Genomic DNA, 20,763 nt, shown 5'->3' with positions numbered 1-20,763 from the left:
GCCTCCCACCGCGCCAGGCGGATGGGCGGGTAGCGGTCGAGCGCCTGTCGGCCGTATCGTTCACGCACCTCACAGCCCCCTCGCGCACGCCCACCGAACCCTCACACCCGCCGGCCGCCCCCGCTGAGGGAAGCGTGCCCCCCGGGAAACAGACGTGATGCTGCCGGGTAACACCGGCAACGCACGCTGCAGTACATGACCTCGAATGCGCGTGTGGTGGTGATCGGCGCCGGGCTCGCGGGCGTGCGACTCGCCCGGCGGCTCGGTGAGCTCGGCCTGTCCGCCTCGGACGTCGTGCTCGTCGGTGAGGAGGAGCACCGCCCGTACAACAGGGTGCTGCTCGCCGAGGTCCTCGCCGGGCGGTACGCCCCCGAGGTCATCGCCCTGCCGACGCCGGACCGGCTGGTCCGCGCCCGGGCCGAGCGCATCGACCAGGCCGAGCGGACCGTGCACTTCTCGGACGGGACCTCGATCCGCTACGGGACGCTGGTGCTGGCGACGGGCTCCAACCCCGTACTCCCGCCCCTGCGCGGGCTGTTCACCCCGGACCACGAACTCCCGGAAGGCGTCCACGCGTTCCGCACCATGGACGACTGCCTCGGCCTGTCCGAGGCGGTACGGCCGGGGGCGCGGGCCGTCGTCATCGGCGGCGGGCTCCTCGGTGTCTCCGCCGCCCGCGCACTCGCCGTACGCGGCGCGCAGGTCGTTCTCGCCCAGCAGGCCGAGCGGCTGATGGAGCGTCAGCTCGACCCCGGAGCCTCCGAGTTGGTGCTGCGGCACCTCAAGGAGCTGGGCGTCGAGGTGCACACCGAGTGCCGGGTCCGCAATGTGCGCACTGTGGGCGGCCGGGTCCGCTCGGTCGAGATGGCCGACCACTACGCGCTCGACACCGACCTCGTCGTACTGGCCTGCGGTGTCTCCCCCCGGGTGGGGCTCGCGCGGGACGCGGGGCTCGCCCTGCACAAGGGCATCCTCGTCGACGACGAACTGCGCACCTCCGACCCGCACATCCGGGCCCTCGGGGACTGCGCCCAGCACCAGGGGACGATCTACGGGCTGGCCACCCCCGCCCTCGAACAGGCCGAGGTCCTGGCCGAGTTGCTGGCCGACGAGGCCGGGGACACGGGCGCCCGTTACACCGGCACCCGGGCCCTGACCCGGCTGACCCTGACCGACTTCACCGCCGACACCGGCAACCCCTTCGACCTCGCCGCGTTCGGCGAGCCGGACCCCCGCCCCGGCGACGACGTCATCCAGCTCGCCGACGCCACCCGGGGCACCTACCGCAAGGTCGTCGTCCGTGACGACCGGCTGGTCGGCGGGGTGCTCGTCGGCGAACTCGGCACCGTCGGCGCCCTCGCGCGCGCCTGGGAGGGAGCAGAGCCGCTCCCCACTGACGGCGGCCCGTTGCTCCACCTGCTCACCAACGATGGAGGCTCCTAATGACCGCCACTGATGGGGCCACCCCCACGATCGTCCTCGTCGGCCACGGCATGGTCGGCCAGCGTTTCCTCGAAGCGCTCGCCGAGCGCGGTCTGACCGCGCAGCACCGTGTGGTCGTGCTGTGCGAGGAGCCGCGTCCTGCATACGACCGCGTTGCTCTGACCTCGTACTTCTCGGGCAAGACGCCCGAGGACCTCTCGATGACCGACATGGCGTTCATCGAGAAGGAGGGCATCGAGCTGCACATCGGTGACCCCGCCGAGACCATCGACCGCGAGGCGAAGCGGGTGACCGCCCGCTCGGGCCTGGTCGTCGACTACGACGTCCTGGTCCTGGCCACCGGCTCCTACCCCTTCGTGCCGCCGGTCCCGGGCAAGGACGCCAAGGGCTGCTTCGTCTACCGCACCATCGACGACCTCCTCGCCATCGAGGAGTACGCCAGCACCCGTACGACGGGTGCTGTGGTCGGCGGTGGTCTGCTCGGACTTGAGGCGGCCGGCGCTCTGAAGGGTCTCGGACTCACCTCCCACATCGTCGAGTTCGCGCCGCGCCTGATGCCGGTGCAGGTCGACGACGGCGGCGGCGCGGCGCTGCTGCGCACCATCGAGGACATGGGCCTGTCCGTCCACACGGGCGTGGGCACGCAGGAGATCGTCGTCGACGAAAACGGCGCGGTCACCGGTATGAAGCTGTCCGACGGTTCCGAACTCGCCACCGACCTGGTGGTGTTCAGCGCCGGTGTCCGCCCCCGCGACCAGCTGGCCCGCGAGTCGGGTCTCACGGTCGGCGAGCGCGGCGGCATCGCGGTCGACGAGCAGTGCCGTACGGTCAACGACCCGCACGTCTTCGCGATCGGCGAGTGCGCGCTGGCCTCCGACGGCCGGGTGTACGGCCTGGTCGCCCCCGGTTACGAGCAGGCGGAGACAGCGGCAGCCGCCATCGCCGCGGACGAGGCCCAGGAACTGCTGACGTTCACGGGTGCCGACCTCTCCACCAAGCTGAAGCTGCTCGGCGTCGACGTGGCGTCCTTCGGCGACGCGCACGGCACCGCCGAGGACTGCCTCGACGTCGTCTACTCCGACTCCCGCTCGGGCCTGTACAAGAAGCTCGTCATCGGCCGCGACGGCACACTGCTCGGCGGCATCCTGGTCGGCGACGCGGAGGCCTACGGCACGCTGCGCGCGTTCACCGGTACGGTTCCGCCGGTCTCCCCCGAGTCCCTGGTGCTCCCGGCCGGCGCCGGCGGCCCGGTGCAGCTCGGCCCGACCGCGCTGCCGGACTCCGCGATCATCTGCTCCTGCAACAACGTCACCAAGGGCACGATCCGCGGCGCGGTCACCGAGCACAACTGCACCACCGTGCCCGAGGTGAAGAAGTGCACCAAGGCCGGTACGACGTGCGGGAGTTGCGTCAAGGTCCTCGGCCAGCTCGTCACCGCCGAGCTGGAGGCGAGCGGTGTCGTCGTCGACAAGGGCCTGTGCGGCTGCTTCTCGCAGACCCGCGAGGAGCTGTACGAGATCGTCCTCGCGCTGCGCATCAACACCTACCAGGACCTGCTGGACCGCTACGGCCGCGACAATGCCAAGGGCGGTGACGGCTGCGACATCTGCAAGCCGGCGGTCGGCTCGATCATCGCCTCCCTCGCCCCGGTCATCGGCGCGAGTGTCCACGTCCTCGACGGCGAGCAGGCGGCGCTGCAGGAGACCAACGACCACTTCCTCGCCAACCTGCAGAAGAACGGCTCGTACTCCGTCGTCCCGCGTATCCCCGGCGGTGAGATCACCCCGGAGGGTCTGATCGTCATCGGTGAGATCGCCCGCGACTTCGGCCTCTACACGAAGATCACCGGCGGCCAGCGGATCGACATGTTCGGCGCTCGCGTCGAGCAACTCCCGCTGATCTGGACGAGGTTGGTGGATGCCGGCTTCGAGTCGGGTCACGCTTACGGCAAGTCGCTGCGCACGGTGAAGTCCTGTGTCGGCCAGACCTGGTGCCGCTACGGCGTGCAGGACTCGGTCCGGATGGCGATCGACCTGGAGCTGCGCTACCGGGGCCTCAGGTCGCCGCACAAGCTCAAGTCGGCGGTGTCCGGGTGTGCCCGCGAGTGCGCCGAGGCCCAGTCCAAGGACTTCGGCATCATCGCCACCTCGGGCGGCTGGAACCTGTACGTAGGCGGCAACGGCGGCGCGACCCCGCGCCACGCGGACCTGCTGGGCCAGGACCTGAGCGACGCCGAACTGATCAAGCTGATCGACCGCTTCCTGATGTTCTACATCCGCACCGCGGACCGGCTGGAGCGCACGTCGACCTGGCTGGAGCGGATTCCCGGCGGTCTGGACCACGTACGCGACGTGGTCGTGGAGGACTCCCTCGGTATCTGCGAGGAGCTGGAGTCGCTGATGGCCGCGCACGTCGCCCACTACCGCGACGAGTGGGCCGACACCATCAACGACCCCGAGAAGCTCGCCCGGTTCGTGTCCTTCGTGAACGCGCCGGACACCCCCGACCCGGTCGTCGGCTTCGTCCCCGAGCGCGACCAGATCAAGCCCGACCTGCCGCTGCTGTCCATCGGCCTGCGCCCCGCCGATGACGTCCTGGAAGGAAGCGCCCAGCGATGACCCTGGCCCCCGAGACGACCGACCTGAAGATCCAACTCCGTATCAACAGCAGCGACGGCAGCGCCGACGGCGAGGACAGCTGGTTCACGGTCTGCGACCTGAGCCTCCTGCAGCCGGGCCGCGGCGTGGCGGCCCTGCTGCCCGACGGGCGCCAGGCGGCCATCTTCCGCGACCGCGCGGGCAGTCTGTACGCCATCGACAACCGTGACCCGTTCGGCGGCGCGGCGGTCCTCTCCCGCGGCCTCACCGGCACCCACCAGGGCCGCCCGTACGTCGCCTCGCCGCTCCTGAAGCAGCGCTTCGACCTGGAGTCGGGCCGCTGCCTCGACGACGAGACGGTGGCTGTGACGGCGTACGAGGTGCGTACCGCCGCCTGACCCACCCGAGCGATGAACGCGAAGCGGCGCCCCGGCCGAAGTCGTCCGGGGCGCCGCTTCGCGTTCACGACTTGAGGCCCTCGTACGTCACCCCGGTGAGCTGCTCGGACGCGGCCCAAAGCCGTTCCCCCGCACGGTCGTTGAGCGTCCAGGAGGCCCGCCACGACTTGGCGGGCGCACCGCGCCAGCCCAGGATCCGGGGGCCGATGAACGCGTCCGGGCGTACGTCCGGTGCGGTGGCCGCGTACAGCGTGGGCAGGGCGCCCGCCTCGGCGGACTGGGCGAAGTAGCGGTTGCCGATCTCCATGAACCGCTCGGCGCCCTTTTGGCCCTGCATCTTCGGCGCGGCGGTCTGGAGGTTGGTGGCCGCGTACCCGGGGTGCGCGGCGGCGACCACGACACCGGAGCCGATCGCGGCCAGCCTGCGCGCCAGCTCGTGCGTGAAGAGCAGGTTGGCCGTCTTGGAACGCCCGTACGCGGTCCAACGCCGGTACCGTTGCTCGCTGTTGAGGTCGTCGATGTCGATGTTGCCGAGCAGGTGGGCCCCGCTGGAGAGGTTCACGATCCGGGCGCCGGGCGTACCGAGCAGCGTCGGGAAGAGCAGCCCGGTGAGCGCGAAGTGCCCGAGGTGGTTGACCCCGAACTGCGTCTCGAACCCGTCCGCCGTCTGCCCGTACGGCATCGCCATCACCCCCGCGTTGTTGACGAGAAGGTCGATCCGCTCGTACGGAAGCCGGTCCGCGAACTCCCTTACGGAGCCCAGGTCCGCGAGGTCCAGCGGCCAGAACTCGGCGATGGCGTCCGGCACTTGCTCCAGCAGCCGCCCCACCGCCTCGTTCCCGCGCTCCTCGCTCCGGCAGGCGAGCACCACCCGGGCCCCCTTGCGCGCCAACTCCCGTGCGGTGACGTACCCGAGGCCACTGTTGGCACCGGTGACGACGGCGATCCGGCCGCTCTGGTCGGGGATGTCCTGCGCGTTCCAGCCCGGCATGTTCGGATACCTCCATGAGCGGCGAGTGGCGAGCGGCCAGAGGTCCGGCAGGCCCGGGTCCGGATCCGGATCCAAGCGTGCTCCCGAAAGGCCCCCGATGGCCAGATCCCGGTCCGTGTCGCCTCCCGCCGCTGATCTCGCCGGAGGCGCGTCAGGGCTTGCGGCCCACTCCGCAGTAGGCGTCGACCGCCGTGGCGGGAGCGGCGGGGCCCCGGAGGTCGGGACGCCACTCGGGTACCTGGACGACGCCCGGGGCCACCAGGTCGAGGCCGTCGAAGAACGCGGCGATCTCCTCGACGCTCCGTACGTAGTAGGGGACGGCGCCACTCGCGTTGTACGCGTCCGACGCGGCGATCATGCCCTCGCTGGTGGCGGTGCTGTCGCTGACCACCAGATGGCTGCCCGAGGGCAGGCCCGCCATGAGCCGGTCGACCAGGTCGCGCGCCTCCTTGTGATCGGCGACATGGCCGAGCGTGTTGAGGATCATCAGGCCGACCGGCCGGGAGAGGTCGAGGGTGTCGGCTGCGGCCTCGAGGATGGTCTCGGGGGCGTACAGGTCGGCGTTCAGATAGACGGTCCGGCCCTCGGGGGTGCTGCCGAGCAGGGCGTTCGCGTGGGCCAGCACGATGGGGTCGTTGTCGACGTACACGATCCGGGCGTCGGGGGCGACGCGCTGCGCGACCTCGTGGGTGTTGTCGGCGGTCGGCAGGCCGGTACCGACGTCCAGGAACTGACGTACGCCCTGCTCGTCGGCGAGGTACCGGACGGCGCGTCCTAAGAAGTGGCGGCTCGTGACGGCCACGTCTACGAGGCCGGGGAAGATCTCCTTGATGTGGTCGCCGATCTCCCGGTCGACCTCGTAGTTGTCCTTGCCGCCGACGAAGTAGTTCCAGAAGCGGGCCGAGTGCGGCTTGGAAGTGTCGATGTGCGCCCGCGCCCGTGCGCCGGTGCCGACCGAGGGCGAGGGGTCGTCGTCCAACACGGCAGAGCCTCCTGTGTTCCGGTGGTGATCTTTGGGCACCAACCTAGGTGAACGCGCCTGCGCGGCAACGGAGTTGCGAAGACCAGGGCACACACACCGTAGGGTTCTGGCCATCTGGCGGCGGCCTGGGGAGCCGGGGTGCTCAGTGCACGAGTGGTGCCCGGTCCGGGTGGACATGGGGGTAGGAGTAGGTGTCGGGGACCGGTTGCGTGTCCAGGTAGAACCACTCGGCGTCGGGGCCCGGGCCAGACGGCAGCACCGTTCCCTCGATCGGGTCGGGGAATGTCTCGCCGGGGAATGTCTCGCCGGTAAAACCCTGGTCGCGAGAGACTGCGTCGGAGAATGCCTTGTCGGCGTAGGCCCTCTTCGCGGCCTGGTCCGGCATCAGCAGTTCCACCCGCGTTCCCAGTCCCCTCTGCTGGGCGGTGAACTCCTCGACCTGGTTGCGGCAGGCGTGGTCCAGGTGGGTGACGCCGGTCAGGTCGAGGCGGATGCCGGACCTGCCCGACGCGGCGGCGGCCTCGAGCGCCTCGATGACCTGCGGCAACCGCAGGAAGGTGGCGTTGCCGGCCATGACGACCTGGGCGATGTCGTCGTCACCGTCGAGGTCCTGGCGGATGACGGTCCGGGACATGCGCAGGGCGGCCAGCACCACCCCGGCGGCGAGCCCGATGAGGACGCCCTCCAGCAGCGCGGTCGCCACGATGACCAGCGTGGTGAGTGTCATGACAGCGAACTCGCCCCGGTCCTGGCGCCACATCTTGGGGAACTCAGCGGGCGCGAACAGCTTCCAGCCGCTGTGTACGAGGACGCCCGCGAGCACCGAGATCGGGATCAACGCGAGGACCTGCGGCAGCAGCAGAGCGAAGGCAAGCAGCCAAAGGCCGTGCAGCGTACGGGAGATACGGGTCTTCGCACCGGCCTGCACGTTGGCCGAACTGCGCGCGACCACGGCCGTGATGGGCAGCGCGCCGAGCAGTCCGGCGACCGTGTTTCCGGCGCCCTGCGCGATGAGTTCGGCGTTGTAGCGCGTACGCGGGCCGCTGTGCATCCGGTCGACGGCCGCCGCCGTGAACAGGCTCTCCGCCGAGGCGATGACGGTGAAGGTGAGGATCGCGGTGAGAATGCCGACGTCGGCGAGGCCCGCCAACTGCCCGGCCCCCGGCATGTCCACGGAAGCCAGCAGGTTGCCCACCTGGAGCGTCTTCACGTCCACGCCCGGCATCGCGGCGACCCCGATCCCGATCCCCACGGCGACCAGCGCGGCCGGGATCTTCTTCACGGGGCCCGGCATCTTCTTCCAGAGGAAGCTGAGCACGATGGTGACGACGCCGAGCAGCGCGGCGATCATCGCCTGGGGGTCGGCGAGGGTGTCGCCGACGAGTCCGGGCACACCGGCGATGTTCTCCAGCGGGGTGCCGGGGGCCTTGGAATCGGACATCGGGTACAACTGGCCGAAGATCAGCGGGAGTCCGATGCCGGCCAGCATGCCCTGGACGACGGCGAGCGAGATGGCCTGGAACATCCGGCCGAGCCGTACGAGGCCGAGGACGATCTGCAGAATCCCTGACCCGAGCACGATCACGCCGAGCATGGCGACGCCGTACTCCCCCACGGTCTCCGCGACGAGCGCGGCAAGTCCGGCGGCGGGACCGCTGACCTGGAGGGTGCTGCCCCGGGCCGCCCCGACGACCAGTCCTCCGATGACCCCGGAGATGATGCCGAGTTCGGCGGGCACCCCGGAGGCGACGGCGACGCCGATACAGAGCGGCAGCGCCACGAGGAAGACGACGAGGGAGGCGGTGATCTCGGTGGCGAGGTTGGCTCGGCCGGCCCCCGCAGGGGCTGAAGTCGGCTGGCGCGCAGGGTTGTTGGGAGCCGGCGGCGGTGGCGGTGGCGCTGCCGGGCGGGTGCGGGTGCGGGTGCCCTGTGCGTGGCGGCCGTGCTGGCCGCTCATGACGCGTGCACGCGGAAGCGGTCGTCCGCGTCCAGCTCGGAGACCCGGCCGGTGTCGATCTCGTAGTACCAGCCGTGCAGCGAGAGACGGCCCGTCTCCAGCCGCTGCCGCACACCCGGGTAACTGCGCAGTACGGCAAGCTGGTTGACGACGTTGCGCTGCACCACCTCGGGCAGCGTCGAGGGGTTGTCGGACGCCTCGGTGAGGACGGGGGCCAGTTCCGGGCGGGCCAGCTGCAGCCACGCGTCCACCCCGGGCAGCGCGGACAGGTCGTCGCCGGACTTCAGGGCACCCATGGCTCCGCAGTGGGAGTGGCCACAGACGACGAGGTGCTGAACGCCGAGCACCTCCAGTGCGTACTCGATGGTGGCGGCCTCACCGGAGGCGGCCCCGTACGTGCTGTGCGGCGGCACGATATTGCCCGCATTCCGCAGCTCGAATATCTCGCCGGGCCGCGCCCCGGTGATGAGGGCGGGTATGACCCGCGAGTCCGAGCAGGTAATGAACAAAACCTCCGGATTCTGCCCTTCGGCCAGTTTCCGGTATTCGCCGCTCTCGAAATCAACGTGCCGCTTGAACGAGCGGGCGCGGTCCAGCAAGGCCTTCATGATCCCTCCAGATGACGTCTGACATGGGGTTTTGCCTGCCACCATGAACGCTAGAGGAGCGATGACCAGAGGAAGGTTAGAGGAACACTAAATCGCGACCAGGCTTCTGAGGGGCTTTTCACATTCTCCTGGATCCGCTCGGCAGGGATTCTTGAGTCTTGTAGCGTGTCGACTTCAGGAATTCATGGGAGTGGGAGACAGGACGTATGGGCGTACGGGTGCTGCTCATCGAGGACGACGAGACGATCGCCGAACCGCTGGCCGAGGGCCTGCGGAACTTCGGGCTGACGGTCGCGCACGTCGCCACCGGTGCCGAGGGGCTGAGAGGGCCGCACGGCGACGTCGTCCTGCTGGACCTGGGCCTGCCCGACATCGACGGTATCGACGTGTGCCGGGGCATCCGTCAGACCTCCGAGGTCCCGATCATCATCCTCAGCGCGCGCGGCGAGGAGGCCGACCGGGTCCTGGGCCTGGAACTGGGCGCCGACGACTATCTGGCGAAACCATTCAGCATGCGTGAACTGGTGGCCCGGATACGGGCGGTGACCCGGCGCACACGACGTCCGGACCCGTACGTGACGGCAGCGCAGGCGTCGCCGCCACCACAGGAACCGGCCTTCGCGTACGAGGCTCCGGCATACGAGGCGTACGAGGCTCCGGTGTACGCGGCGCAGCCCCCTTCGCCGGCAGCGCCCGCTTTCAGGCCTCCGCCCCCCTCCCCATCCCCCTCGCCGTCCCCGTCCTTTGAGGCGTACGAATCGTTCGACTCGTACGCGTCACACGCATCGCACGCCCCGCCCTCCCCCCGCTCTTCGCAGAGCGCGGCCCCCGCACCCGAGGAGACGCCTACCCCAGCTCCCGGCCCCCTCGTGGTCGATCGCCGCACCCGCCAGGTGTGGGTGGGAGACGTGGCCGTCGCGTTGACGCCCAAGGAGTTCGAGCTGCTGGCGCTGCTCTCCGAGGACCCGGGTGCCGTGTATTCGAGGCGGCAGATCCTCACCCACGTCTGGGACACCCACTACCAGGGACCGACCAAGACCCTGGACGTCCATGTCGCCACGCTGCGACGGAAGTTGGGAAACCCGGCGTGGATCCAGACGTTACGGGGTGTCGGCTTCCGGCTCGCGGTACGCACCCCCGGTGGCCCTCGGGCCGCGGCCTCATGACCCGCCGCCTCCTGCTGAGTTACCTCAGCCTCGCCGCCCTCGTCCTGCTGGGCCTGGAGATTCCGCTGGGCATCGTCTACTCGCGGGCCGAGCGGGAGCGGATCGTCAACTCCGCCAACGACGAGGCGGAGTCGGTGTCGGCGTTCGCCGCGCTGTCTCTGGCGTCGGGGCGTTCGGACGAGCTGGCCGCCAGGGCCGCGCACTGTGCCCGGCGGATCGGCGGCCAGGTGTTCATCGTCGACGCACGCGGCCAACTCGTCGCGGCGTCACACCGGTTGACCACCGCCGAGCAGCGCGAGCTGTCGACCCGCCCGGAGGTGACCGCCGCGCTGGCCGGGACGGCGACGACCCATGTCCGTACGTCCACGATCGGTGGGGTGCACTACCTGTCCGTGGCGTCCCCGGTCGGGCACGGGACCGGACAGGTGACGGGCGCGGTACGGATCACGCTCCCCACGGAGATGGTGCGGGCCAGTGTGCACCAGGTGTGGCTGCTGTTGGCCGTCGTCGGCCTCGGGGTACTGACCGCGGTGGCCGTCGTGGCGTTCGCGTGCGCACGGTGGGCTGGTCGCCCGATCCGTGAACTGGAGCGGGCCACCCACGAGTTGGCGGACGGTGGCGCGACGGCCCCGGTGGCGGTGACCTCGGGCCCGCCCGAAGTGCGGAGTCTCGCCGCCGCGTTCAACCGTACGGCCGCGCGGCTCGCTCATCTCCTCGCCTCGCAACGGGCGTTCGCGGGCGAGGCCTCGCACCAGCTGAAGACTCCGCTGGCGGCGCTTCGGCTGCGGCTGGAGAACCTGGAGCCCGACATCGCCCAGCATGCCCGGGGCAGCCTCACCGCCGCGCTGACGGAGACGGACCGACTGGCCCGGATGGTCGAAGGGCTGCTCGCGATGGCACGCCTGGAGGAGGACGCGGCGGACCCCGGCCCGGTCGACCTGGCCGGCATCTGCGCGGAACGGCACGGGACATGGGCTCCGCTGTTCGAGCAACGGGGTGTCTCGCTGGTCCTGTTCACGGGCGAAACGGGACCGGAAGAGCCGGCGGGACCGGTGGGGGCGGTGGGAGCAGTGCTGGCGCTGCCGGGAGCGGTGGAGCAGATCATCGACAATCTCCTCTCGAACTCCCTGCGGGTCTCGCCGCCCCACAGCACGGTGACCATGGAACTCCGCGCCGTTGCCCCCTCCCACCCTCGCCGTACCTCCCGTACCCCGCTCAATCACCTCAACCACCGTGAGAACCGGTCCACTTGGATCGACCTGCACATCACCGACGAGGGCCCCGGCATGACGGCGGAACAACGCGGGCGTGCCTTCGACCGCTTCTGGCGTGCGCCCGGCGCCCCCAAGGGCGGTACGGGCCTGGGCCTGGCCCTCGTACAGCGGCTGGCGCTGGCGAGCAGCGGGGAGGTGAGTCTGCGGGAGGCGGCAACGGGCGGTCTGGACGCGGTGGTTCGGCTGCCGTCGGCTCAACACGTGCTACAGGGACAGCCGTTCGGACACGGGTACAGGTCCCGCAGGACCAACCGCGTCAGGCAAACAGTCGGCGGCCAGGACGCCACGAACGACCGCCGGCCCGACATCGCGCGTACATGACAATTCCACTCGGTCGCCCTAAGGTCCCTGACGTCACGGCACGTCACGCCACCCCCTTGGAGCGAGAGTGGACGCACGAGTCAACGCACACGTGGAACGCCGTACCCTCCTGCGCGCCGCCGTCATCGGCGGCTCGGCGGCCGTCTTCGGCGGCACCCTGTGGCGCGGCGCCGCCCACGCGGCCCCCGCCCAGCCGGGCACGGGCCCGTACGGCGCCCTCGCCGCGCCCGACGCCAACGGCATCAGACTCCCCGCCGGCTTCACCAGCCGGGTGATCGCCCGCTCGGGCCAGACGGTCACCGGAACGTCGTACACCTGGCACAACGCCCCTGACGGCGGCGCCTGTTACGCCGACGGAACGGGCTGGATCTATGTCTCCAACTCGGAGATCAACCCGTCGGGCGGCGCGAGCGCGGTGAAGTTCTCGTCGACGGGCGCCATCACCTCCGCGTACCGCATCCTGTCCGGCACCCGCCAGAACTGCGCGGGCGGACGCACCCCTTGGAACACCTGGCTGTCCTGCGAGGAGGTGTCGCTGGGGTACGTCTACGAGACCGATCCCTGGGGCACGGCGGCGGCGACGCAGCGCCCCGCGATGGGCCGTTTCAAGCACGAGGCGGCGGCAGCGGACCCGGTCCGCAAGGTCGTCTACCTGACGGAGGACGAGACGAACGGCCGCTTCTACCGCTTCGTTCCCACCACTTGGGGCGACCTGTCGTCCGGCACGCTCCAGGTCCTGGTTGCCGGCACGGCCACGTCGGGCTCCTACACCTGGACGACGATCCCCGACCCGGACGGCTCCCCGACGACCACCCGAACCCAGGTCTCCGGCTCCAAGTCCTTCAACGGCGGGGAGGGTTGCTACTACGCCGACGACAAGGTGTGGTTCACCACGAAGGGCGACAACAGGGTCTGGCAGCTCAACCTCCTTACGAACACTTACGAGTTGGCGTACGACGACTCCCTGGTCACGTCGGGCACGGCACCGCTGACCGGCGTCGACAACATCACCGGCACCTCGTCGGGCGACCTGTTCGTGGCGGAGGACGGCGGCACCATGGAGATCTGCGTGATCACGCCGGACGACGTGGTCGCCCCCTTCCTGCGCGTCGACGGCCAGTCGGGCTCGGAGATCACGGGCCCGGCGTTCTCCCCGAACGGCAGCCGCCTGTACTTCTCGAGCCAGCGGGGCACGAGCGGCAGCTCGTCGGGCGGCATCACGTACGAGGTGACGGGCCCGTTCCGCGCGTAACCCCCCGTCGTACATTCGTACTGCGCACCGGCGTTGTCAGTGGTGCGCAGTACGTTGCGGTCATGGGCGTATACCTGGTCGATGTCGGTGCGGAGGAGTGGTTCGGTGAGGGCGAGGAGGGGCGGGCTGAGATCGCGGCGGGCCTGAACAGGGAGCTGGAACGACGGGGCCTGCCCCGGTACGACTCGATACCGGCGTCAGTGGACTTCGTACGCGGTTCGGGCCAGTCCTTCGAGGAGAAACTGGTCCCGCCCATGGACGGCCTCATGGCCCTGTGCGAGGCACACCTCTCGAAGGCGGAGACGGAGACACTCCTCGGCTGGACGGTCCTGGTGCCGGTGTCCCTGGACGAGGAGATAGAGCTGCCGGTGGAGTCCGCGTACTCCGACGACACCGTGATCGCGGGCGCACCCCAGATCCTGGCGATCGCCGAGAAACTGGCGTCGGCGGTGGAACTGCCGCCCGAGGTCCCGGAGATGTGCGACAACCTGGACCTGACGATGTGGTTCCTGGACGGCGCGGCGGAGAAGCTGTCGGCGACCGCGCCGGGCCCCTGGAGCGAGGACCTGGACACCTCCTTCTATGTCGCCCTGTACCTGCGCGCGGCCCAGCACTCGCTGAGACGGGGGTGCCCGATCACCTACTGCTAGGCGTCCGACGGGCCTGGCCGGTAATAGGAGTTGATGGGTGCGCGTGCCTCGTCGTGCAGGGCCGGACCGTCCTGCGGCACTGGCGGCCAGAGGCCCGACTCCGGGTTGAGTTCGACGAGTTGCTCGGTGGAGAGCGCGTACACGACCCGGCCGATGCCGGAGCGAACGATGCCGCCGCCACACATGCCGCACGGCTGGCAGCTCGTGTACATGGTGGTACGGGCGGCCGTGTCCGTATCCAGCTCACGGGCCGCCCACCGGGCCAGCTTCAACTCCGGATGGGCCGTGATGTCGTCGTCCCGCCGGACCGTGTTGTGCGCCTCGGCGAGGATCGCCCCATCCGGCCCGGCCAGCAGCGAGCCGTACGGCGCATCGCCCAGCTCCACCGCGCGCGCCGCGATACCGATGGCCTGCCGCAGCAGCGCCTCGTCAGCAGGGGTGATCACGATGCCGTCCCCCACTGCTCGGCCACCGCGGTGAGCGCGCACCACGCAGCCTCGGGCCGACGGGTCTGAGCCGGGTCCCCGTGGTAGGGGTCGAGCACCACCGCCTGGGCACCAAGCCCGCGAAGCTCCGCCAGATCACCCACGATCTGCTGCATGTCGCCGACACCGGCCGGCCGCTCGGCGTCTTCGACCGGAGCGTCGGCCAGACGCAGCGCGATCCGCGGCGCGAAACCCGGCAACGCGTTGTCCGTGAGAACCGACCGCATCCGCGTCAGCGGAAGCCTCAGCGGATGCCAGGCATCGCCGAACCTGACCGCCCGCCGGATCGCCGCCGCACTGTGCCCGCCGACCCACACCGCGGGCGCGGCTTGGTCCTCCGCCTCCCACACCTGCCGCATCACCCCCAGGTACTCGTCGGTCAGCCGGCCCCGCGCGGCGAACGGTACCCCGAGCGCGTCGAACTCCTGCCGCGCCCATCCGGCCCCCACTCCGAGCACGAACCGCCCACCGCTGAGCCGTTGCAGGCTGCTTGCCATCCGTGCCGCCAGCAGCGGATGACGGTACGGCAGCACCAACACGGTCGTGCCGAGCGACAGCTCGCCACCGCTGACACCGGCCAGCCAGGACAGCGTGGTGAACGGGTCGTAGAACGGCTCCGGATACCGCTCCGCCACATCCGGGGTGACGGCCACATGGTCCGACACCATCAGCAGATCGAACCCGCCCCCCGCCACGACCCGCGCCCACTCACGCAGCACGCCCGGGTCGGTCCCGGGCCCGAAGTTCGGTACGTTGACACCCAGTTGCATGCCTCGAGGTTATTGCGGTGATCACGCTGCGGGGAACCGAATCTTCCCGGTAGTTCCAGCTTCTCGCAGTGAATCTCCCGGTAGTATCGGGCCATGGCCGTGAACCTCGACGACATCGACTGGGCGATCATCGAGCAGTTGCAGCAGGACGCCCGCCTCTCCCTCAGCGAGCTGGGGCGCCGCGTCAGCCTCAGCCCGTCGGCCACCACCGAGCGGGTACGCAATCTGGAGTCGCTGGGCGTCATCACCGGCTACCACGCCACCGTGGACCTGGCCAAGGTCGGCTACCCGGTGCTCGCCGTCGTCCGCCTGAAGTACCCCGGCAACCGCCACCAGCCACTGCACCACCTGCTCGCCGAACGCCGAGAGATCCTGGAGTGCCTGCGGACCACCGGCGACGACTGCTACACCCTGAAGGTGGCCGCGACCTCCATGGAACACCTGGAGACGCTCATGGACGAACTGGCCGGCTTCGGCACCACGACCACGAGCGTCGTCTACAGCCGAACACTGCCCCTTCGCGGACCCAAGCGGCCCTGACCAACAGCCGATCGCCGCCGCACAGCCGCTGATCGGCAAGGGGTACCAGGCCACTCTCGTTGATCACGACCCCAGAGGCCGAGGAAAGAAGTCGGCGCTTTGGACGTACGCCATCGCCTCGATCCACTTCGGGTCGCCGAGACGGCGTTCCATCTCCTCCGGGCTGACGTCCTCCACCCGCGTCTGGAGCCACCACAGGTTGCCCACCGGGTCGCGCACCCGCCCGACCCGGTCGCCGAAGAAGAGGTGCGTCACCTCGGTCACGGACGTGCCGCCGGCCGCGACAGCCCTGCGGTGCGTGGCGTCGGCGTCCTCGACGTAGAGCCGCAGGAAGGCGGGCGTCGGCGGCCAGCCGGGCGGCGCGTCGAAGGGCATGACGACCGAATCGCCGATCCGTACCTCCGCATGCCCGATCCGACCGTCCTCCCCGACGACCCGGGCGATCTCTTCGGCATCGAACGCTTCCTTCAGGTAGTCGATGAGTCCGGCGGTGTCGCTCGAGATGATCCAGGGTGTGACGGTGTGGTAGCCGTCCGGGACGGGTTTCGCGGTCATCGTCGTCTCCCGGCTGAAGGTGGGGCCTGCTCTGCCGAGGCTAGGCACCGTCTAGGCCGGAGACTGGCCTAGATCTCCCCCTTTCCACGAGCCCCCGCTCCCGCCCACCCTGCCCGACGCGCCGTAGGCCGACGCGGGCAGCGCGGTCACCCGCGCCGACACGACGGAGAGGGCGGCACCCCCCGCACAGGGGTGCCGCCCTCTCTCTGTGCACCGGAGCCACCGGCAGGTCGGTGAGGGTCGGGGTGACCGGCGACGGCTCCGGGGGTCAGTGGCCGTCGGCTAGCGGTGGTCGCTCCCTGTCGAGGAAGAGGCCGCCCGGCCCGCCTCCAGCCTTGCCACCGGGATGCGGAACGGTGAGCAGCTGACGTAGTCCAGACCCACCTCGTGGAAGAAGTGGACCGACTCCGGGTCGCCGCCGTGTTCGCCGCAGACGCCGAGTTTGAGGTCGGGGCGGGTGGCGCGGCCGGCCTCCGCGGCAAGTTTCACCAGGGAGCCGACGCCGTCCTTGTCGATCGTCTCGAACGGCGACACCCCGAAGATGCCCTTCTCCAGGTACGCCGTGAAGAACGACGCCTCCACGTCGTCCCGGCTGAAGCCCCACACCGTCTGGGTGAGGTCGTTCGTGCCGAAGGAGAAGAACTCCGCCGCCTCCGCGATCTGACCGGCGGTCAGCGCGGCGCGCGGGAGTTCGATCATCGTGCCGATCGACAGCTTGAGGGACACGCCGGTGGCGGCCTCGACCTCCGCGACGACCTGGTCGGCCTCCTCGCGGACGATCTCCAGCTCCTGGACCGTCCCGACCAGCGGGATCATGATCTCGGCCCGCGGATCGCACTTGGCGTTCTTGCGTTCCGCCGCGGCCTCCGCGATGGCGCGGACCTGCATCGTGAACAGCCCGGGGATGACCAGACCGAGGCGTACACCGCGCAGCCCGAGCATGGGGTTCTGCTCGTGCAGCCGGTGTACGGCCTGGAGCAGCCGCAGTTCGTTCTCGTGCGGCTCCTGGCGGGACTCCGCGAGGGCGACACGGACCGACAGCTCGGTGATGTCGGGCAGGAACTCGTGCAGCGGCGGGTCGAGGAGCCGGACCGTCACCGGCAGGCCGTCCATCGCCGAGAACAGCTCGACGAAGTCCTGCCGCTGGAGGGGGAGCAGCTCCCGCAGCGACTCCTCGCGCTCGGCCTCCGTGTCGGCCAGGATCAGCCGCTCGACCAGCTCACGGCGGTCGCCGAGGAACATGTGCTCCGTACGGCACAGCCCGATGCCCTGGGCGCCGAAGCGGCGTGCGCGCAGCGCGTCCTCGGCGTTGTCGGCGTTGGCGCGGACCCGGAGGCGGCGCTTGCGGTCGGCGAACGCCATGATGCGGTGGACGGCCTCGACCAGCTCGTCCGCGTCGTTGGCGCCCGCGTGCATCCGGCCCTCGAAGTACTCCACGACGGGGGACGGCACGACCGGGACCTCGCCCAGGTACACCTTGCCGCTCGACCCGTCGATGGAGATCAGGTCGCCCTCCTCCACGACGCGTCCGCCCGGCACGGTCATCCGGCGCCGCTTGGTGTCGACCTCCAGCTCCTCCGCGCCGCACACGCACGTCTTGCCCATGCCGCGTGCCACGACGGCCGCGTGGGACGTCTTGCCGCCACGGGAGGTCAGGATGCCCTCGGCGGCGATCATGCCGTCGAGGTCGTCGGGGTTGGTCTCCCGGCGGACCAGGATGACCTTCTCCCCCGACCGCGACCACTTCACGGCGGTGTACGAGTCGAAGACGGCCTTGCCGACCGCCGCGCCCGGCGAGGCGGCGATGCCACGACCGACCGGGGCGACCTTGGCGTCCTCGTCGAACTTCGGGAACATCAGCTGGGCGAGCTGGGCGCCGGTGACGCGCTGGAGCGCCTCCGCCTCGTCGATGAGGCCCTGGTCGACGAGCTGGGTGGCGATCCGGAAGGCGGCGCCCGCCGTGCGCTTGCCGACGCGCGTCTGGAGCATCCACAACTGGCCGCGCTCGATGGTGAACTCGATGTCGCAGAGATCCTTGTAGTGGTTCTCGAGGGTCTCCATGATCTGCATCAGCTGGTCGTACGACTTCTTGTCGATCTGCTCCAGCTCGGCGAGCGGGACCGTGTTGCGGATGCCCGCCACGACGTCCTCGCCCTGCGCGTTCTGCAGGTAGTCGCCGTAGACGCCCTGGTGGCCGCTGGCGGGGTCGCGGGTGAACGCGACGCCGGTGCCCGAGTCGGGGCCGAGGTTGCCGAAGACCATCGAGCAGACGTTGACGGCCGTGCCGAGGTCGCCGGGGATACGTTCCTGGCGGCGGTAGAGCTTCGCGCGGTCGGTGTTCCAGGAGTCGAACACCGCGTGGATCGCGAGGTCCATCTGCTCGCGCGGGTCCTGCGGGAAGTCGCGGCCCGCCTCGGTCTTGACGATCTTCTTGAACTTGGTGACCAGCTTCTTGAGGTCAGCTGCCTCCAGTTCCGTGTCGACCGTGACCTTCTTGGCCGTCTTCGCCGCGTCGAGCGCGTCCTCGAACAGCTCGCCCTCGACGCCGAGGACCGTCTTGCCGAACATCTGGATGAGGCGGCGGTACGAGTCCCACGCGAAGCGCTCGTCGCCGGCCTGCTGGGCGAGGCCCTGGACCGACTTGTCGGAGAGGCCGATGTTCAGCACCGTGTCCATCATGCCGGGCATGGAGAACTTCGCCCCGGAACGGACGGACACAAGAAGCGGGTCGTCGGCCTGGCCGAGCTTCTTGCCCATCGCCGCTTCGAGGGCCGTGAGATGCGCGCTGACCTCGTCCCGCAGCGCCGCCGGCTCCTCACCGCTGTCGAGGTACGTCTTGCAGGCCTCGGTGGTGATCGTGAAGCCCGGAGGCACCGGCAGGCCCAGGTTGGTCATCTCGGCGAGGTTGGCACCTTTGCCGCCCAGAAGGTCCTTGAGGTCCTTGTTGCCCTCGGTGAAGTCGTAAACGAACTTCACGCCCTCAACGCTGTTGCCCGGCTGAGCTACGTGGGGATCTTTGTTTTCCGACACGGGTCCCAACTCCTTGAGGACGCGGTGGCTGCCCTGACGGCCAGGAACATACCCAGATCGAAGGCGTCTGGGTACGTCCACTTGTGCGTCATGCGCCTGTAACCATCCGTCCGCCAGCAGATCCAAAGTCAAGGCTTGGCAAGCAGTGAGAGCGGCGCGTTTTCACTTCTTGAAGGCAGTCCTGCCTCCATGGGCATTTTGTCGCTCAGATGAGCAGATCGCAACACGCCTGAGTTCTATCGATGAACGATCAAAGAAGTGGCACTGAGTGCCACCCTTTGAGAAGTGCAGCCGACCACGATCCGCTCATCTGAGCGCAACCCCTATCAAGGGTGGCGAGAATCACGCGCGAAGGAGCGCGCGTATTTCACCATGCGGACGCCGACGCGGACGGGAAACACCACCGTCACAGACCCCCGCCACAAGCCCCCGCCACCAGCCGCTCCAGCAGCTCCGGCAGCTCAGACCCCCAGCGCCGTCAGCCGTTCCTCCGCCCTCTCGGGCGCGTACAGGTACTCGACCACCATCGCCCCGGCCCCCACCAGCCCCGCCCGCTCCCCCAGCCTCGACGTCACCACGTCCAGATGAGCGGTCGAGCGCGGCAGCGCCCGCTGGTACAGCAGTTCCCGTATGCCGGTCAGGAACGGCGTGCCCGCCAGGTCCCCCGCGATCATCAGCACGCCCGGGTTGAGCAGTGTCACCACTGTCGCCAGTACGTCCCCCACGCTCCGGCCGGCCTCCCGCGCGAGCGCGACCGCCCCCGGGTGCCCGGCGGCGAGCAGGTCCCGTACGTCCGAGCCGGACGCCGCCGGCACACCCGTCTCGGCGAGCCGCCGGGCGACGGCGCCGCCGCTCGCGACGGCGGCCAGACACCCGTACGAGCCGCACCGGCACAGCGCCTCGGCGCCCTGGGGGACGCGGATGTGCCCGATGTCCCCGGCGCCGCCGTCGATGCCCCGGAACACCGAACCGCCGACCACCACGCCGGCTCCGATGCCCGTCGAGACCTTGACCAGGACGAACGCCGAGCAGTCGGGGTGTCCGGTGCGCTGTTCGCCGTACGCCATGAGGTTCGCGTCGTTGTCCACCAGGACCGGGACCTTCACCCCGGCGAGCTCGCCCGTGTGTTCGGCGAAGGCGCGGGCCAGCCGGGTTCTTATGTCGTAGCCGTCCCAGCCGGGCATGATCGGCGGCTGCACGACGCGGCCGGTGTCCGTGTCGACCGGGCCCGGTACCGCGAGGCCGATGCCGCAGACCTCGGACGGGCGATGGCCGGCCTTCGTCAGGAGCTCGGCGAACCAGCGGCCGAGTTCGCCGAGTACGACGTCGGGGCCGTCGTCGACGGCCAGCGCGCCCGAATGTTCCGCGAGGAGTTCACCCGTGAGGGTGAGAACGGCGGCGCGGGCATGACGTGTGTCGAGGTCGGCGGCGAGGACGACCGCGTGGGCGTCGTCGAACTCCAGGGTGATCGAGGGGCGACCGCCGAGCGGCGAGTCGACCGGACCCGAGGCGCCCTCGCGCAGCCAGCCCGCGCGGAACAGCCGGTCGAGCCGGTGGCCGACCGTCGCCCGTGAGAGGCCCGTCACCTGTTGCAGGGCACCGCGTGTCGTCGCCCGCCCGCTGCGTACCAGTTCGAGCAGATCTCCGGCGCTCGCCTGAGCGCGACCCGTCGTGCGGCCACTCATGCGCACCCCCTTGTGTTTCTCAAGCTTGCATTACATATTGAGTTATGCGTGTTAAATAG

17 protein-coding genes are annotated in these 20,763 nt (G+C 70.0%); 8 read left to right on the top strand and 9 right to left on the bottom strand.

Annotated elements, in window-relative coordinates:
- Nucleotides 1–195: 195 nt before the first annotated feature.
- The 3 genes from PV396_RS15085 to nirD are packed head-to-tail and all read left to right on the top strand — an operon-like array spanning nucleotide 196 to nucleotide 4,438.
- Nucleotides 196–1,443: an NAD(P)/FAD-dependent oxidoreductase gene (locus PV396_RS15085; protein ID WP_319204747.1), complete on the top strand. Its 1,248-nt coding sequence runs from the start codon at nucleotides 196–198 to the stop codon at nucleotides 1,441–1,443.
- A complete protein-coding gene (gene nirB / locus PV396_RS15080) occupies nucleotides 1,443–4,061 on the top strand; it encodes a nitrite reductase large subunit NirB (RefSeq protein ID WP_319204745.1) in 2,619 nt (872 codons plus the stop codon). Before PV396_RS15085 ends, nirB begins: the two co-directional genes overlap by 1 nt.
- Complete coding sequence (gene nirD, locus PV396_RS15075; protein ID WP_319204743.1) at nucleotides 4,058–4,438, top strand: nitrite reductase small subunit NirD; 381 nt, start codon at nucleotides 4,058–4,060, stop codon at nucleotides 4,436–4,438. The genes nirB and nirD overlap by 4 nt, the downstream gene beginning before the upstream one ends.
- Before the next feature lie 64 nt (nucleotides 4,439–4,502).
- On the opposite strand, the gene PV396_RS15070 is transcribed toward nirD, so the two are convergent.
- The 4 genes from PV396_RS15070 to PV396_RS15055 form a co-directional block, all read right to left on the bottom strand.
- Entirely contained in the window at nucleotides 4,503–5,429 is a 927-nt protein-coding gene (locus tag PV396_RS15070; protein ID WP_319204741.1) for an oxidoreductase, read from the bottom strand.
- Between the two features lie 151 nt (nucleotides 5,430–5,580).
- Nucleotides 5,581–6,408, bottom strand: coding sequence for an SAM-dependent methyltransferase (locus tag PV396_RS15065; protein ID WP_416071419.1), 828 nt, complete (start codon nucleotides 6,406–6,408; stop codon nucleotides 5,581–5,583).
- A 145-nt stretch (nucleotides 6,409–6,553) separates the two neighbouring features.
- A complete protein-coding gene (locus tag PV396_RS15060) occupies nucleotides 6,554–8,368 on the bottom strand; it encodes a SulP family inorganic anion transporter (protein ID WP_319204736.1) in 1,815 nt (604 codons plus the stop codon).
- Entirely contained in the window at nucleotides 8,365–8,976 is a 612-nt protein-coding gene (locus tag PV396_RS15055; RefSeq protein ID WP_319204733.1) for a carbonic anhydrase, read from the bottom strand. The genes PV396_RS15060 and PV396_RS15055 overlap by 4 nt, the downstream gene beginning before the upstream one ends.
- A gap of 206 nt (nucleotides 8,977–9,182) precedes the next feature.
- On the opposite strand from PV396_RS15055, the gene PV396_RS15050 reads away from it, so the two are divergent.
- The 4 genes from PV396_RS15050 to PV396_RS15035 all read left to right on the top strand — a co-directional run bounded on the left by PV396_RS15050 (nucleotide 9,183) and on the right by PV396_RS15035 (nucleotide 13,639).
- A complete protein-coding gene (locus PV396_RS15050) occupies nucleotides 9,183–10,142 on the top strand; it encodes a response regulator transcription factor (protein ID WP_319204731.1) in 960 nt (319 codons plus the stop codon).
- Entirely contained in the window at nucleotides 10,139–11,737 is a 1,599-nt protein-coding gene (locus PV396_RS15045; RefSeq protein WP_319204728.1) for a sensor histidine kinase, read from the top strand. Before PV396_RS15050 ends, PV396_RS15045 begins: the two co-directional genes overlap by 4 nt.
- A 91-nt stretch (nucleotides 11,738–11,828) precedes the next feature.
- Nucleotides 11,829–12,989, top strand: coding sequence for an alkaline phosphatase PhoX (locus PV396_RS15040; RefSeq protein WP_319205533.1), 1,161 nt, complete (start codon nucleotides 11,829–11,831; stop codon nucleotides 12,987–12,989).
- 62 nt (nucleotides 12,990–13,051) lie between these two features.
- Nucleotides 13,052–13,639: a hypothetical protein gene (locus PV396_RS15035; RefSeq protein WP_319204726.1), complete on the top strand. Its 588-nt coding sequence runs from the start codon at nucleotides 13,052–13,054 to the stop codon at nucleotides 13,637–13,639.
- On the opposite strand, the gene PV396_RS15030 is transcribed toward PV396_RS15035, so the two are convergent.
- On the bottom strand, nucleotides 13,636–14,085 hold the full coding sequence (locus PV396_RS15030; protein ID WP_319204724.1) for a nucleoside deaminase: 450 nt from the start codon (nucleotides 14,083–14,085) through the stop codon (nucleotides 13,636–13,638). The two genes, PV396_RS15035 and PV396_RS15030, sit on opposite strands and share 4 nt — an antisense overlap.
- A complete protein-coding gene (locus tag PV396_RS15025; protein ID WP_319204722.1) occupies nucleotides 14,082–14,894 on the bottom strand; it encodes an LLM class flavin-dependent oxidoreductase in 813 nt (270 codons plus the stop codon). Before PV396_RS15025 ends, PV396_RS15030 begins: the two co-directional genes overlap by 4 nt.
- Nucleotides 14,895–14,987: 93 nt before the next feature.
- Here PV396_RS15025 and PV396_RS15020 point away from each other — a divergent pair, with 93 nt between their 5' ends.
- On the top strand, nucleotides 14,988–15,434 hold the full coding sequence (locus PV396_RS15020) for an Lrp/AsnC family transcriptional regulator (RefSeq protein ID WP_319204719.1): 447 nt from the start codon (nucleotides 14,988–14,990) through the stop codon (nucleotides 15,432–15,434).
- A gap of 63 nt (nucleotides 15,435–15,497) precedes the next feature.
- Here the strand turns inward: PV396_RS15020 and PV396_RS15015 are convergent, their stop codons facing one another.
- The 3 genes from PV396_RS15015 to PV396_RS15005 form a co-directional block, all read right to left on the bottom strand.
- Entirely contained in the window at nucleotides 15,498–15,989 is a 492-nt protein-coding gene (locus PV396_RS15015; RefSeq protein ID WP_319204717.1) for a VOC family protein, read from the bottom strand.
- A gap of 282 nt (nucleotides 15,990–16,271) precedes the next feature.
- On the bottom strand, nucleotides 16,272–19,019 hold the full coding sequence (gene ppdK, locus PV396_RS15010) for a pyruvate, phosphate dikinase (protein ID WP_416071404.1): 2,748 nt from the start codon (nucleotides 19,017–19,019) through the stop codon (nucleotides 16,272–16,274).
- 461 nt (nucleotides 19,020–19,480) lie between these two features.
- Nucleotides 19,481–20,704 carry an ROK family protein gene (locus PV396_RS15005; RefSeq protein WP_319204713.1) on the bottom strand — a complete coding sequence of 408 codons (1,224 nt, stop codon included), beginning with the start codon at nucleotides 20,702–20,704 and terminating at the stop codon, nucleotides 19,481–19,483.
- Nucleotides 20,705–20,763 lie beyond the last annotated feature (59 nt).

The organism is Streptomyces sp. ME02-8801-2C, from assembly GCF_033793965.1.
Classification (GTDB): domain Bacteria; phylum Actinomycetota; class Actinomycetes; order Streptomycetales; family Streptomycetaceae; genus Streptomyces.
This window is presented reverse-complemented; position numbering and strand designations above follow the sequence as displayed.

Bases quoted from the DNA above. Each gene is read 5' to 3' on its own strand.
- PV396_RS15085 (WP_319204747.1), top strand. From the start codon at position 196: ATGACCTCGAATGCGCGTGTGGTGGTGATCGGCGCCGGGCTCGCGGGC.
- nirB (WP_319204745.1), top strand. From the start codon at position 1,443: ATGACCGCCACTGATGGGGCCACCCCCACGATCGTCCTCGTCGGCCAC.
- nirD (WP_319204743.1), top strand. From the start codon at position 4,058: ATGACCCTGGCCCCCGAGACGACCGACCTGAAGATCCAACTCCGTATC.
- PV396_RS15070 (WP_319204741.1), bottom strand. From the start codon at position 5,429: ATGCCGGGCTGGAACGCGCAGGACATCCCCGACCAGAGCGGCCGGATC.
- PV396_RS15060 (WP_319204736.1), bottom strand. From the start codon at position 8,368: ATGAGCGGCCAGCACGGCCGCCACGCACAGGGCACCCGCACCCGCACC.
- PV396_RS15055 (WP_319204733.1), bottom strand. From the start codon at position 8,976: ATGAAGGCCTTGCTGGACCGCGCCCGCTCGTTCAAGCGGCACGTTGAT.
- PV396_RS15050 (WP_319204731.1), top strand. From the start codon at position 9,183: ATGGGCGTACGGGTGCTGCTCATCGAGGACGACGAGACGATCGCCGAA.
- PV396_RS15045 (WP_319204728.1), top strand. From the start codon at position 10,139: ATGACCCGCCGCCTCCTGCTGAGTTACCTCAGCCTCGCCGCCCTCGTC.
- PV396_RS15035 (WP_319204726.1), top strand. From the start codon at position 13,052: ATGGGCGTATACCTGGTCGATGTCGGTGCGGAGGAGTGGTTCGGTGAG.
- PV396_RS15025 (WP_319204722.1), bottom strand. From the start codon at position 14,894: ATGCAACTGGGTGTCAACGTACCGAACTTCGGGCCCGGGACCGACCCG.
- PV396_RS15020 (WP_319204719.1), top strand. From the start codon at position 14,988: ATGGCCGTGAACCTCGACGACATCGACTGGGCGATCATCGAGCAGTTG.
- PV396_RS15015 (WP_319204717.1), bottom strand. From the start codon at position 15,989: ATGACCGCGAAACCCGTCCCGGACGGCTACCACACCGTCACACCCTGG.
- PV396_RS15005 (WP_319204713.1), bottom strand. From the start codon at position 20,704: ATGAGTGGCCGCACGACGGGTCGCGCTCAGGCGAGCGCCGGAGATCTG.